Consider the following 13970-nt stretch of genomic DNA (forward strand, 5'->3'; position numbering starts at 1 on the left):
CAGTTCAGACGAACTGATTTTCGATGAAACCGTTGCGTTTGGTGACGCGATCGAGCTCGACCAGCGACTCGAGCAGCGCGGGCATCAGGTCCAGCGGCACGGCGTTCGGGCCATCGGACAAGGCGCAAGCCGGATTGGGGTGGGTCTCCATGAAGAGACCGGATACGCCCACGGCCACCGCTGCACGCGCCAGCACTGGCACGAACTCGCGCTGCCCGCCCGAAGACGTGCCCTGCCCGCCCGGCAACTGCACCGAGTGAGTAGCATCGTAAACGACAGGACAGCCCGTTTCCCGCATGATAGCGAGCGAACGCATGTCGGACACCAAGTTGTTGTATCCGAAAGAAGCACCGCGTTCGCAGACCAGGATGTTGCTGCCGTCGCCACCGGCCTCGATGGCGGCGTCGCGCGCTTTCTGCGCGACCTGCACCATATCGTGCGGGGCGAGGAACTGGCCTTTCTTGATATTGACGGGCTTGAGCGAGGCCGCGCAGGCGCGGATGAAATCGGTTTGCCGGCACAGGAAGGCCGGCGTCTGCAGCATATCCACCACCGCCGCCACGGGCTCGACCTGCTCGGTTTCGTGCACGTCGGTGAGCACGGGCACGCCGAGCTGATCGCGCACGTCAGCGAGGATCTTCAGCCCCTCGTCCATTCCCAGGCCACGAAACGACTTGCCAGAACTGCGATTGGCTTTGTCGAACGAGCTCTTGTAAATGAACGGGATGCCCAGCGCGGCGGTGATTTCCTTTAGCCGGCCGGCGGTATCGAAGGCCAGTTCGCGCGACTCGATGACGCACGGGCCCGCAATGAGGAAAAACGGGTGTTCCAGACCAATATCGAAACCGCAAGCTTTCATTAGCTATCCTTACGCGTGTCGTGATGAGCGATGGCTGCCTTGATAAAGCTCGAGAACAGCGGATGCCCGTCACGCGGCGTGGAGGTGAATTCCGGGTGGAACTGCACGCCGACGAACCAGGGATGGTTCGGCAGCTCCATGATTTCCGGCAGATTTTCGGTAGGCGTGCGCGCGCTGATGACCATGCCTGCCTCTTCGAGGCGCGGGACGTAGACGTTGTTCACCTCGTAGCGGTGACGGTGACGTTCGTTCACGGTGTCGCCATAGATCGACTGTGCGCGCGTACCCGGCTTGATCGGGCAGACCTGCGCGCCCTTGCGCATGGTGCCGCCGAGGTCGGAGGTCTGGTCGCGACGTTCGAGCTTGCCTTCGCGGTCCATCCATTCGGTGATCAGTGCCACGACGGGATGCGGCGCGGACGGATCGAATTCCGTACTGTTGGCGCCACCCAGACCGGCGACATGACGCGCGAACTCGATCACGGCCAGCTGCATGCCCAAGCAGATGCCCAGGTAGGGCACGCCGTTTTCACGCGCGTAGCGGATCGCGGCGATCTTGCCTTCCGTGCCGCGCTTGCCGAATCCACCGGGCACCAGAATGGCGTCCAGATGCTTGAGCTGCTCGGTGCCGCGCGTTTCGATGTCTTCGGAATCGATGTACTCGATATTGATCTTCGAACGCGTGTGGATACCGGCGTGAACCAGCGCCTCGGACAAGGACTTGTACGACTCGGTCAGATCGACATATTTGCCGACCATACCGACGGTGATTTCGTGCTGGGGGTGCTCCAGCGCATCGACCAGCCTGTCCCACATGGACAAGTCGGCCGGCGGCGGATTCAGGCCCAGCGCTTCGCAGACGATGTTGTCCACGCCTTGCTTGTGCAGCATGGCGGGGATTTTGTAGATCGAGTCAGCGTCCCACACCGAGATCACGGCGTCCAGCGGGACGTTGGAGAACATCGAGATCTTGGCGCGCTCGTCGTCGGGGATCGGGCGGTCGGCGCGGCACAGCAAGGCGTTCGGATAGATACCGATTTCGCGCAATTTCTGCACGGAATGCTGGGTCGGCTTGGTCTTGAGTTCGCCAGCCGAGGCGATGAACGGCACCAGCGTCAGATGCACGAAAGCGGCGTTGTTGCGGCCCAGGCGCAGACTCATCTGGCGCGCGGCTTCCAGGAACGGCAGCGACTCGATATCGCCCACGGTTCCGCCAATCTCGACGATGGCCACGTCGGTGGCGCCATTCCAGGCGGCGTCGGCGCCACGGGCGACGAAGTCCTGGATCTCGTTGGTAATGTGCGGGATCACCTGCACGGTCTTGCCCAGATAGTCGCCGCGACGCTCTTTGCGCAGCACCGATTCATAGATCTGACCGGTGGTGAAGTTGTTCACCTTGCGCATCTTGGCCGAGATAAAACGCTCGTAGTGGCCCAGGTCCAGATCGGTTTCGGCGCCGTCTTCGGTGACGAACACCTCGCCGTGCTGGAACGGGCTCATCGTGCCGGGGTCGACGTTGATGTAGGGATCAAGCTTGAGCAGAGTGACTTGCAGGCCGCGCGATTCGAGGATCGCGGCGAGGGACGCGGCGGCGATCCCTTTGCCCAGGGATGACACCACACCGCCGGTGACAAATACGTATTTGGTCATCGTAATAGGCGCCCGTGTAGGGAGCGCATGCGGGAAATTTGGATTATAGCCGGCCGCGAGCCAAGTCAGGGGTTTTCCCTGACTGTTGTGAGGTAACAACCCGAAAATGGGGGCCGGCGACTGGCCCCCGCCACGGCATCACGATACCAGCAATGGCTCGGTATGGGCATGCAGCCAGGCCAGTGCCTCGCCTTCGACGCGCGGCGAAAGCCGTTCGCGCACCATGCGATGGTAGTCATTCAGCCAGGCGATTTCGTCTTCGCGCAACAACGTCACGTCGATGCACCGGACGTCGATCGGACACAGGGTGAGGGTTTCAAAACACACGAATTCGCCGAACTCGCCATCGAGCCAGGGACGGTTGGCCACCAGGTTTTCGATGCGCACGCCCCAGCGGCCGGCGCGGTAAATGCCGGGTTCGTTGGAGGTGATCATGCCGGGCTCCATGGCTGTGTGCGGGCCGGGCGCAGCACGATAGGAGATGACTTGGGGGCCTTCGTGCACATTGAGGAAGTAGCCCACGCCGTGGCCCGTGCCATGGCCGTATTCCACCCCACCCTGCCAGATCGGCGCACGCGCGATCGCGTCCAGCATCGGCGATGGCGTGCCGCGCGGAAAGGACGCGCGCGACAGCGCAATCATGCCCTTGAGCACCAGCGTGAAGTCGACTTTTTGATCGGCGCTCGGGGTGCCGACGGCCACTACGCGGGTGATGTCGGTCGTGCCGCTCAGATATTGCGCGCCGGAATCGATCAATAGCAAGCCGTCGCCCTCGATGACCGCGTGCGACTCGGGCGTGGCGCGGTAGTGAGGCATGGCGCCATTGGCGTTAAAGCCCGCGATGGTGGCGAAGCTGGGCGACACATAGTCGGCTTGTCGGGCCCGGGCGGCCGTGATTTGTTCGTCGATCGTCAGTTCGGTGACGGGCTCGTCTCGTTCGCCACCGTTGACAGCACGCTCATACCAGGCGAAGAACTCGCACAGCGCCGCGCCGTCCTGCTCCATCGCGATGCGTACCTGCGCCAGCTCGGCGTCGGTCTTGCGCGACTTCAATAGCGTGGACGGATTGATATCCTCGATGCGGGGTACCTCGGGGTTCATCGCATGGAACACGCCGCAGGTCACGCGCGACGGATCGATCAGCAAGGTCTGGTCCAGTTCCAGCGAACCCAGGGCTTCGGAAACCTGATCGTAGGAGGCGACATCGACGCCGTCGGTGGCTAGGACGGTTTGCAATGCCTCGTCGATCTTGCCTTCACCGACAAACAGCGTGGCGTTGTCCTCGGTGATCAACGCGAACGCAAGAAAGACGGGGTTATAGGAAACATCGGCGCCACGCAGATTAAAGAGCCATGCGATGTCGTCCAAAGTGCATAGAAAATGCACATCCGCGCGCTTGGCGCGCATGGCTTGCCGGACCTGCGCCAGCTTGTCCGCGCGCGAGACGCAGGCATACGGGGCGGTGTGTTCGGTAATTGGAGCCTCAGGCAATGCCGGACGGTCGGTCCAGATGTCGGACAGCGGATCCGCCTGGATATCCAGAGCGATGCCACGCGGCGCGAGCGCGGCCGACAAAGCCCGAAATGCCGCCAGACCCAGGACCTGCCCGTCTACGCCCACGCGTTGCCCGGACGATAGTTGCTGCGCCAACCAATCTACATGGCTGGGCGTCGCGGCCGCGCCCATTTTCATCAGTTGCACGCAGGAGCCGGACAATTGCGCCTCTGCCTGCACCCAATAGCGGCTATCCACCCACAGCCCGGCGAAGTCCGCCGTCACGACCAACGTACCGACAGACCCGGTGAAACCGCTCAGCCACTGGCGTCCCTGCCAACGCTCGGGCAGGTATTCAGACAGATGGGGGTCAGCGGACGGCACAATGCAGGCATCCAACGCCAGTCGGCGCATGGCCTCGCGCAGTTGGGCAATGCGGGTGTCAGTACTAGACATGAATTTCCTTAACGCAACATGGATGACATGGCCGACAGGCTATTGAGCGTACGGATAGCGGCCTGCATGCTGTCTACCGTAAAGCGCAGCATGACGCCGTCCACGCGCTCGAGCGTGGGCCACATGCAGAACAGATCCGCCAAGGCAGAGGATTGTGTCTGCAGCCGGCATTCTATCGGTCCAGCGATGCGAAAGGGTGTCACGCCATCGATATTGTCGCGTCGCGCCTGCACGGCCAGGCGAGCTGCCTGGGCGATAGCCTGGCGGGCAGCCTCTGGAGAGAGGGTGATACCACTGCCCTGCCCGTGTGCGATCTTGGTCTGTACCCATTGCGCATTCGGGTACAGCGGCTGGGTTTCCTCGATGAACACGTCGTCGCCACTGGCGAGGATGACGGGCACGCCCAGTTCGCCAGCTAGCGCGCCGTACAGGCCGGCCTCGCCGAGTTCTTGCCCGTTGATCAGCACCCGCGCAAAGGCGAAGCTGTTGATGGTGTGAGCAAGGATGCCGCGACCTTGTGCGCGCGAGTGATAGCCGACCAGCATCACCGCGTCGCAGGCTTCCTCCAGCCCGCCCATCATGCCGAGATAGCGGGGCTTGCCCAGCACGAGTCGGGCGCGCGGATCGATCTGGTCGGGCAGCAGATTACGGAAGCCGCCATGCGAATCGTTGACCAGCACTTCGGTCGCGCCGCCTTCGAAGGCGCCCTGGACGGCGGCGTTGGCCTCGCCCGTCATCCAGACGCGCGCGCGCTCGTATTCGCCGTTGCCGGGGCGGACTTGCTCAGCATGAAAGACGCCGGCCACGCCTTCGATGTCGGTGGAGATGAGGATCTTCATGTTTAAACGAAAGAAGTGATTGGAATGAATGCGCTTGCGCGGGCGTGGTCGGGTTATAGGGATCTAACTCAGTTGGATATGCCTGCTCCAGCATCAACGCTACGTCAGGTCAGATCTATCTCAACGAGTCAACCATTCCCGCCAATCTGGTATGGCTTCCGTAATGGCCTGCCGGACATGGCCATCGCGGCCGTGAACGGTCTCGGCGCGCCAAAGGGCGGCGATGATGGCTTGCTCGCAGGCCTCGGCCGCCGCCTCGAAAAGCTTGTCAATACGGGCTTCATGCAGCATCGCGATTGCAGGCATCGCGCGTTCGGCTTCGTGAGGAACGGTGTAAGCGGTCGAAAACGCCATGGCGATGTCGCCGCTGCCGTGGCCAAACACAGAGCCGGTACGAGCCAGGCCCGCCGCCGCGCGCAGAGATAAACGTTCCAGCTGACGTGAGTCGAGCGGTGCGTCGGTTGCCAGCAATAGAATGATGGACCCTTTCTCGGGGCCACTTTCGTCAGTTTGAGCGGCGAGGTATCGCTGGCCTAGTGCATGGCCCGCGATCGTCATCAAAGGCAGTCGTCCGAAATTCGACAACACCAATGCGCCAACGGTATAGCGTTGATCTGCGTGGACCTGGGCGATACGCGAGGCCGAGCCGATCCCGCCTTTAAACGAAAAGCAGGACATGCCCCGGCCCGCACCCACCGCGCCCTGCGCGAATTCCACATCGGCGGCGTCATAAGCAGTGAAGTAATCGGCCTCGGCTATCGGCATCGCCTGGATATCGTTCAAATACCCGTCATTGCATTCGAAGACCAAGGGATTGACCGTGGGCCACTCGCGGCCGATCCGCGGGTTCGCGGCGATGGCCTGACGGATTTGCGCGTTCGCGACTGTGCCCACCCCAAAGGTATTGGTTAACGCGATAGGCGTTTCAATCACGCCCAGCTCGCGCACTTGCACCAGGCCTACGCTCTTGCCAAAACCATTGATGACGCTGGCAGCCGCGGGCACCTTGTCGGTGTAGATATTGCCCGCATGCGGGCGCACCACGGTGACGCCCGTTTGGCAATCCCCCCTGGACAAGGTGGTGTGACCCACGGTCACGCCAGCGACGTCTGTGATGGCATCACGCGGCCCACTGAGAAGCTGGCCCACGCGCGGCATGAAAGATTCAGAATTCATGTCTGGTCCTTACTATTGCCGTATGAGAACGGCAGACTTGCATACGTCGAACAACGCGCGATTCGCGCGGATGGCAAAAAGGGCACGGTGTCTGCCGCGCCCTCTTCTCTTTCATAGACTCACGGCCTGCTTAGCGCCGGTCGATCTTCGGGTCCAGAGCGTCGCGCAATCCATCGCCCAACAGGTTGAACGCCAACACCGTCAGGAAAATCGCCAAGGCAGGGAAGATCGCCACGTGCGGCGCCAACACCATGTCGGCGCGCGCCTCGTTTAGCATCGCGCCCCATTCCGGCGTCGGCGGCTGCGCACCCATACCAAGAAACGACAAACTGGCCGCGGTGATGATGGAAGTGCCGATACGCATCGTCCCGTAAACCACGATAGGCGAAATCGTACCCGGCAAAATATGACGCATGATGATGGTCCAGTCAGAGGCGCCGATACTGCGCACCGCCTCGACATAGGTCATCTGCTTGATCGCCAGCGTATTGCCACGAACCAACCGGGCAAACGCGGGCACGCTAAAGACGGCCACGGCAACGATCACGTTGACCATGCTGGATCCCAGAATCGCCACCACGCCAATCGCGAGCAGCATGCCCGGGAAAGCCAACAACACGTCCGAGATACGCATCGTAATGCGTTCCCACCAGCCCTGGTAGTAGCCCGCCATCAGACCCATCAACGTACCCACAACGGCACCCATGGCCACTGACAGAAAGCCGGCAGCCAACGAGATCTGCGCGCCCATGAGGATGCGGCTGAAGATATCTCGGCCCAACGAATCCACGCCCATCCAGTGCGCCCACGATGGCCCGGCGTTGATCGCGTCGTAATCGAAATAGTTTTCCGGATCGTAGGGAACGATCCATTGCGCAAACACCGCGACGATGACCAGCAGCAGCACAAAGAGCCCTGCACCCACGGCGAGATGTTGCTTTTTAAACTTGCGCCAGAATTCCGTGGCGGGCGTGCGCACGTCGTTCTGTTTGGCGGCCGAGACGGTCGCGGCGGTAGTCGTATTGCTCATGCCCGCCTCACTTATAACGGATACTGGGATTGATGACGCCATACAGCACGTCCACAATCAGGTTGATCAAAATGAATTCCAGCGAGAACAGCAATACCAGGCCCTGAATGACCGGATAGTCGCGCTGTGTCACGGCATCGACCAGCAACCGGCCAAGGCCGGGCCAGTTGAACACCGTCTCGACCACGATAGAGCCGCCGAGCAAAAAGCCGAACTGCAAGCCCATCATCGTGACCACGGGAATCAAGGCATTACGCAGCGTGTGTTTGATCACCACACGATTCTCAGTCAGCCCTTTGGCGCGCGCTGTGCGCACGAAATCTTCCTGGATCACTTCAACGAACGATGCCCGCGTGAACCGCGCCATCACGGCAGCGACCGCGGCACCCAAGGTGATCGAGGGCAGGATGTAATGCTTCCAGGTCGATGCACCCACCGTCGGCAGCCAACCGAGATCCACCGAGAACACTTGCATCAGCATCATGCCCAGTGCGAAGGCGGGAAACGAAATCCCCGACACCGCCAAGGTCATCAGCACGCGATCCGGCCACCGATTACGCCACACCGCCGAGACGATACCGAAGATCATCCCGAATGCGACGGACCACACCATACTGACCACCGTCAACCACAGCGTGGGCATGAAGCGTTCGGCGATTTCGGTGGACACCGGGCGCTTGGTGCGCAACGAGTTGCCCAGGTCGCCTTGCAGCAGGTCGCCGAAATACCGCACGAACTGCTGTGGCAGAGGCAGATCCAGCCCCAGTTCCTGGCGCACCAGCTCGACGGTAGCCTGGTCGGCATCCTGTCCCGCAGCGAGGCGCGCGGGATCGCCCGGCAGCATGTGCACGAACAAGAACACGACCACCGAGACCAGCAACAGGGTCGGGATCATGCCCAATAAACGTTTGACGATGTAGGTCAGCATTGAAATTCCTGAGACATCGGCGAGCGCCCCATGCGCCCGCCGAGCCTATGCTTGCGATTACTGCTTCAGATCGATGTCACCGAACCAGAACGAGGTGTCGGGTTCGACATACACGCCGGTCAGGTTCTTCGACTTCACATACACGTTGTTCTGGGTCACGAGGAAGGCCCACGGGGCGTCATTCCAGATGGTTTCCTGAACCTTGTTGTAGATCTCGGTCTTCTTGTCGCGATCGACCGTGGCCAAGGCTTCGGCAATGCCGTCATCGACCGACTTGTTCGAGTAGTACGACACGTTGTTCAGCACGGGCGGGAAAGCGCCGGTGGTCAACAAGGGACGCAGACCCCAGTCAGCCTCACCGGTCGAGGACGACCAGCCCGCATAGTACAGACGGACCTTGGCGTCTTCAGGCTTTTGGACCTGCTGCACACGTTGCACCCGTTGACCCGATTCCAGCACTTCGACCGAAGTCTTGATGCCGACCTGGGCGAGCTGCTGTTGCAGGAACTGCACCACCTTGACCGAGGTGCCATCGTTATAGGCCGACCACAGCTGAGTCTCGAAACCCTTTTCGTAGCCCGCTTCCTTCAGCAGCTGGCGCGCCTTGGCGGGATCGTAAGGCCACGGGCCGGTCTTGTGTGCGTAGTCCACGCCTGCCGGCACCACGCCGTCGACGACCGTGGCGTAGCCGTTGAACGCGACCTTGGCCAACGCTTCTTTGTTGATCGCGTAGTTAATGGCCTGACGAACCTTGGGGTCGTCGAACGGCTTGACCATCGTGTTCATCGACAGATAGCGGGCCATGATCGAGTTCTTGTGATCGACCACGTCGAGCTTGTCGTTTTTCTCCAGACGAGCAGCTTGCTCAAACGGCACGGGGAAGGCGAAGTGCGCTTCGCCCGTCTGCACCACGGCGGCACGGGTATTGTTGTCGGTCACGGTACGGAACGTGATCGAGTCAACCTTCGGCTTGCCCTGGTTCCAGTAACCGTCGAACTTCTTGACCTTCAGGTATTCGGCCGGCTTCCATTCGACGAATTCGAACGGGCCCGTGCCCACGGGGTGAAAGCCAATGTCCTTGCCGTACTTCTTGAGCGCGGCGGGCGAGATCATCATCGCGGCGGGGTGAGCCAGCGCGTTCAGGAATGCCGAGAACGGCTTTTTCAGCGTGATCTTGACGGTCAGCGGATCAACGACATCAACGTGATCGATCACGTTGAACTGAATGTAGCGCGACAGGCGGTTGTCCGGATTCGCGGGCCGGTCGAAGTTGATCTTCACTGCCTCGGCGTTGAAGTCCGTGCCGTCATGGAACTTGACGTTCGGGCGCAGCTTGAAGGTGTAGACCAGACCGTCGTCGCTGACTTCGTAGTCGGTGGCCAGGACTTTCTGAATCTTCAGGTCTTTGTCGAATTCGAGCAGACCTTCGTAGTAGGCCTTTCCGACAGCCTGGTTCAGCGTGCTGTTGGTGTTATACGGGTCGAGCGTTTCGAGCGCGATCGACACGGCAAAGGTCACGTCTTTGCTGGCCTGAGCCAACGGCGACGCGAGCACGCCAAAGGCCACCGCGGCGGCGGCCATCAGCTTGGTAGGATGCAGTACTTTCATCTTTGCAACTCCTGAAATCGGAAAGGAGAAACGTTTGGTGGACAAAGCAGATCGATGACGCGAGCCATCAATCGGGTTAATACGCGCCACCCACTGCATGGCGCGCGACAAAATGCCCCGGGCCGACCTCCACCAAAGGTTGAACGACAGGTTCGTCGCCCACCTTACGGATCGGACTCGGGATTTCATCTGACAACAAGGCTCGCTTCAGATGGCGGCGCGTCGGATCAGCGATCGGCACCGCGGACATCAGCTTCTTGGTGTACGGATGTTGGGGGTTCTCGAAAATCGCGCGACGCGGACCGATCTCCACGATCTGGCCCAGATACATCACGGCGACACGATGGCTGATGCGTTCGACCACCGCCATATCGTGCGAGATAAACAGGAACGACACGCCGAGATCGCGTTGCAGATCGATCAGCAGATTGACAATCTGCGCCTGGATCGACACATCCAATGCGGACACGGACTCATCGGCGATAACGACTTTGGGATTCAGGGCCAATGCGCGCGCGATACAGACACGCTGACGTTGGCCACCGGAGAATTCATGCGGATAGCGTTGCGCCATTTCGGGCGCGAGGCCGACACGATCGAGCAATTCGGCGACGCGTTTTTCAGCTTCCTCGCGTGAGCACACCCCATGCACGAGCAGCGGTTCCATGATGGAAAAGCCCACGGTCACACGCGGATCGAGCGAGGCAAACGGATCCTGGAACACAAACTGAATATCCCGGCGCAGCGCTTGCAGCTCGGTGTTCTTCAGCTTGACGATATCGCGCCCCCCAAACAGGATCTGCCCGCTTTGACTATCGACCAGGCGCAGCAACGAACGTCCCGTCGTGGATTTGCCGCAACCGGATTCGCCCACCAGCGACAAGGTTTCGCCAGGGTAAAGATCGAAGCTAACTTTTTCGACCGCATGCACGCGGCGTTGGACGCGGCTCAAAATGCCACCGCGCAAATCGAAGCGTGTGACCAGTTCGCGCACGCTCAACACCGGCTCGCGCGGTTCGCGCGGCACTTCCTGTGTACTCGCGGCGCCCTCCTCGGCCACCGGCTGCGCGCGTCCATCGACTTGCAGCAGCGGGAAGCGCGCCGGGACATCGGTGCCTTGCATCGCGCCTAAACGCGGGACGGCGGATAGCAGTGCCTGCGTATAGCGATGCTTAGGCTCGGCAAAGAGCTGTTCGGACGGACCTTCTTCGACCTTGTCGCCGCGATACATAACAAGGACGCGATCGGCGACTTCGGCCACCACACCCATATCGTGCGTGATGAAGACCACGCCCATCTGCATTTCTTGCTGCAGTTCGCGGATGAGCTGCAGAATCTGCGCCTGAATCGTTACGTCCAGCGCCGTGGTCGGCTCATCGGCGATCAATAGCGCTGGTTTACAGGCCAGCGCCATGGCGATCATCACACGCTGACGCATGCCGCCCGACAACTGATGGGGATAGCGATCCAGTACGGATTTGGCTTCGGGAATACGCACCTGCTCCAGCATGCGCAGCGCTTCCGCACGCGCGGCCGATGCGCTCTTGCCTTGGTGCAGGCGAATGGTTTCCGCGATCTGATCGCCAGCCGTGAAGACCGGATTCAGCGAGGTCATCGGCTCCTGGAAGATCATTGCCATATCGGCGCCACGCACGCTGCGCATGGTGCGATGCGAGGCACGCGCGAGGTCAACGACGGAATTATCGCGACGACGCAGCGCCATCTGTCCTTGTGCGATGCGACCGCCGCCATGTTCGATCAGTCGCATCAGCGACAATGACGTCACCGACTTACCCGAACCCGATTCGCCCACGATGGCCAATGTCTCGCCGCGATCGACGTGGAAAGACAGATTGCGTACTGCCTCCACCGTCCGCTCGGAGGTCACAAAGCGCACTGTCAGATCATCGACCTGGACTACGCGGTTTTCCGGCAGCGCGAGCGTCTGAGTGCGATCAACCATATTGAATTCCGTTCCTGACTAATACTGAAGCTCGACGATCCCAGCCCGAGGCCTTGCGGGTCATCGATAGATGGCGACGACAGGGTCCTCGCCGACTCGGCCGTAGCCGCGATACATGCCTTCGGTGTTAAAGGGCAGCGTCACATTGCCTTGCGCATCCACCGCGATCAACCCGCCCTTGCCGTCGATGGTGGGTAGCTTTTCCATCACCACGCGCTCGGCCGCCTCGACCAGCGAAGCGCCCTGATACTCCATCAATGCAGATACATCGTAGGCGGCGACCATGCGGATGAACATCTCGCCCGTGCCGGTGGTGGATACCGCGCAGGTGCGGTTGTTGGCATAACAACCGGCGCCGATCAGCGGCGCGTCGCCAACACGGCCCACCTGTTTGTTCGTGATGCCGCCCGTGGAGGTTGCAGCGGCGACGTTGCCTTGCGCGTCCACGGCCACGGCCCCCACGGTGCCGAACTTGCGATCGGAATCCAGGGGATCGGCCGGCGCGGGCTGCCCCTTGGCCACCATGGCCTGACCATCGTGGTCGAGCACGGCGGCTTCGGGATTTTCACGCTGTACGCGCAGCAGCTGTTCGCGGCGGGCGTCGGTGGAAAAATACGAGGGGTCGACGATTTCCACGCCTTGAGCACGCGCGAAGTCCACCGCGCCCTGTCCGACGAAGAACACGTGTTTGCTGTTTTCCATCACCTTGCGCGCGGCCAGCACGGGGTTACGCACGCAATCGACATTGGCGATCGCGCCGGAACGCAATGTGGCGCCATCCATGATGGAAGCATCCAGCTCATGCGTGGCCGCACTGGTGAACACCGCGCCATGGCCCGCGTTGAACAACGGACAGTCTTCCAAAAGTCGAACCGCTTCGGTGACTGCATCCAGGGCGCTGCCACCCTTAGCCAGCACGGCTTGCCCGGCCTGCACGATGCCGCGCAAGGCCTGCAGGTATTCCTGCTCCTTTTCCGGCGACATCGCGGCACGCGACATGGCTCCTGCTCCGCCATGGATGGCGATCACTGGCTGAATCATCTTTTTCCTGCTCCTGCACCATGAAACAGCCACGGCATGACGGATTGGGTCACGCCCGCCGCGGCTTGGATTGAATTCTTGGACCGATGCGCCACCGCCGCAGCGAGCCCCTCGATCAGTCCTAACGCAGCCGTCTCCGAGTTCGACGACAACTGCCGCGCAGAATGCGCATACAACGCCACCGTCGCACACGGCGCGAGTGGCGAGGTGGCTTTATCCGTCAGCACCAACACCGGCACACCGGCCTGGTTCGCCGCCTGGCTCAGCGTCACCGTATCGGCCAAATAGCGCGGAAAGCCGATCGCGATCACCAGATCGCGCGGCGTCATGCGTGCCATCTGCCGCGCCGCGTGCGATACCCCGCCGGGGCCCGCGAGCGATTCGCAAGCTTGAAGGTGCATGCACAGGCTGCGCTGCAGCAGGCCGGCAAGAAAACCGCTCGCGCCAAAGCCGATGATGAACACACGCTCGGCGCCCAGGATGCTGTCGACCGCACGTTCGCAGGCTTGGGCGTCCAGTTCTTGCAACGTACGCTGTGCATTGCGAATGTCTTCTTCCAGTGCAGCGGCCATGACCTGCGCGGCCGTGGCCGAATGGGCCAGTTCTATACGCAGCTTTTCGACAGGCTCGAGCGCGGCCTCAAAGCCCCGCGCCAGCTCCGCCCGAAATTGCGGATATCCCGGCAGACCCAGTGCGCGTGCGAAGCGATTCGCCGAGGCAACCGAGACCCCCGCTGCGGCGGCGAACTCATCGATCGTCATCGTCGCGACGCGAAACTGATGGGCGAGCACGTACTCGGCCATGCGGTGCTGCATGCGACTGAATGTGGGTTGAGCCTGCGCGATACGGGCGGCGACATGGGAACGAGCCTGCGACATGAGGGGATTTGAGTGGCGTGGACGACGAATGAGTGATAGGCAATGTAAA

Annotated in this window: 11 protein-coding genes; all 11 read right to left on the reverse strand. The window is 61.4% G+C overall.

Annotated elements, in window-relative coordinates:
• Positions 1–4: 4 nt before the first annotated feature.
• The 11 genes from kdsA to GOQ28_RS02845 all read right to left on the reverse strand — a co-directional run bounded on the left by kdsA (position 5) and on the right by GOQ28_RS02845 (position 13921).
• Positions 5–859 (reverse strand): 3-deoxy-8-phosphooctulonate synthase, encoded by an 855-nt coding sequence (kdsA, locus tag GOQ28_RS02795; protein ID WP_160350322.1) that lies wholly within the window; start codon positions 857–859, stop codon positions 5–7.
• Positions 859–2508 carry a CTP synthase gene (locus GOQ28_RS02800; protein ID WP_160350323.1) on the reverse strand — a complete coding sequence of 550 codons (1650 nt, stop codon included), beginning with the start codon at positions 2506–2508 and terminating at the stop codon, positions 859–861. The genes kdsA and GOQ28_RS02800 overlap by 1 nt, the downstream gene beginning before the upstream one ends.
• Before the next feature lie 138 nt (positions 2509–2646).
• Entirely contained in the window at positions 2647–4458 is a 1812-nt protein-coding gene (locus GOQ28_RS02805; protein ID WP_160355355.1) for an aminopeptidase P family protein, read from the reverse strand.
• Between the two features lie 8 nt (positions 4459–4466).
• Positions 4467–5297, reverse strand: coding sequence for a M55 family metallopeptidase (locus tag GOQ28_RS02810; RefSeq protein ID WP_160350325.1), 831 nt, complete (start codon positions 5295–5297; stop codon positions 4467–4469).
• Between the two features lie 120 nt (positions 5298–5417).
• Complete coding sequence (locus tag GOQ28_RS02815) at positions 5418–6473, reverse strand: DmpA family aminopeptidase (protein ID WP_160350326.1); 1056 nt, start codon at positions 6471–6473, stop codon at positions 5418–5420.
• 130 nt (positions 6474–6603) lie between these two features.
• Positions 6604–7503 (reverse strand): glutathione ABC transporter permease GsiD, encoded by a 900-nt coding sequence (gene gsiD / locus GOQ28_RS02820; RefSeq protein ID WP_160350327.1) that lies wholly within the window; start codon positions 7501–7503, stop codon positions 6604–6606.
• A gap of 7 nt (positions 7504–7510) precedes the next feature.
• Positions 7511–8431: a glutathione ABC transporter permease GsiC gene (gene gsiC, locus GOQ28_RS02825; RefSeq protein ID WP_160350328.1), complete on the reverse strand. Its 921-nt coding sequence runs from the start codon at positions 8429–8431 to the stop codon at positions 7511–7513.
• Between the two features lie 57 nt (positions 8432–8488).
• Positions 8489–10039: a glutathione ABC transporter substrate-binding protein GsiB gene (gene gsiB / locus GOQ28_RS02830; RefSeq protein ID WP_160355356.1), complete on the reverse strand. Its 1551-nt coding sequence runs from the start codon at positions 10037–10039 to the stop codon at positions 8489–8491.
• A gap of 76 nt (positions 10040–10115) precedes the next feature.
• The gene (locus GOQ28_RS02835) at positions 10116–12002 is read right to left on the reverse strand and encodes a dipeptide ABC transporter ATP-binding protein (protein ID WP_160355357.1); all 1887 of its coding nucleotides are present in this window, start codon (positions 12000–12002) and stop codon (positions 10116–10118) included.
• 60 nt (positions 12003–12062) lie between these two features.
• Positions 12063–13043, reverse strand: a complete 981-nt coding sequence (locus tag GOQ28_RS02840; protein WP_160350331.1) for an isoaspartyl peptidase/L-asparaginase family protein — start codon at positions 13041–13043, stop codon at positions 12063–12065.
• Entirely contained in the window at positions 13040–13921 is an 882-nt protein-coding gene (locus GOQ28_RS02845; protein WP_160350332.1) for a MurR/RpiR family transcriptional regulator, read from the reverse strand. Before GOQ28_RS02845 ends, GOQ28_RS02840 begins: the two co-directional genes overlap by 4 nt.
• Positions 13922–13970 lie beyond the last annotated feature (49 nt).

It is taken from the genome of Bordetella sp. 02P26C-1 (assembly GCF_009763255.1).
In the GTDB taxonomy this organism is placed as follows: Bacteria; Pseudomonadota; Gammaproteobacteria; order Burkholderiales; family Burkholderiaceae_B; genus Bordetella_A.

Bases quoted from the DNA above. Each gene is read 5' to 3' on its own strand.
- gsiD (WP_160350327.1), bottom strand. From the start codon at position 7,503: ATGAGCAATACGACTACCGCCGCGACCGTCTCGGCCGCCAAACAGAAC.
- gsiC (WP_160350328.1), bottom strand. From the start codon at position 8,431: ATGCTGACCTACATCGTCAAACGTTTATTGGGCATGATCCCGACCCTG.
- GOQ28_RS02840 (WP_160350331.1), bottom strand. From the start codon at position 13,043: ATGATTCAGCCAGTGATCGCCATCCATGGCGGAGCAGGAGCCATGTCG.
- gsiB (WP_160355356.1), bottom strand. From the start codon at position 10,039: ATGAAAGTACTGCATCCTACCAAGCTGATGGCCGCCGCCGCGGTGGCC.
- GOQ28_RS02810 (WP_160350325.1), bottom strand. From the start codon at position 5,297: ATGAAGATCCTCATCTCCACCGACATCGAAGGCGTGGCCGGCGTCTTT.
- kdsA (WP_160350322.1), bottom strand. From the start codon at position 859: ATGAAAGCTTGCGGTTTCGATATTGGTCTGGAACACCCGTTTTTCCTC.
- GOQ28_RS02800 (WP_160350323.1), bottom strand. From the start codon at position 2,508: ATGACCAAATACGTATTTGTCACCGGCGGTGTGGTGTCATCCCTGGGC.
- GOQ28_RS02805 (WP_160355355.1), bottom strand. From the start codon at position 4,458: ATGTCTAGTACTGACACCCGCATTGCCCAACTGCGCGAGGCCATGCGC.
- GOQ28_RS02845 (WP_160350332.1), bottom strand. From the start codon at position 13,921: ATGTCGCAGGCTCGTTCCCATGTCGCCGCCCGTATCGCGCAGGCTCAA.
- GOQ28_RS02815 (WP_160350326.1), bottom strand. From the start codon at position 6,473: ATGAATTCTGAATCTTTCATGCCGCGCGTGGGCCAGCTTCTCAGTGGG.
- GOQ28_RS02835 (WP_160355357.1), bottom strand. From the start codon at position 12,002: ATGGTTGATCGCACTCAGACGCTCGCGCTGCCGGAAAACCGCGTAGTC.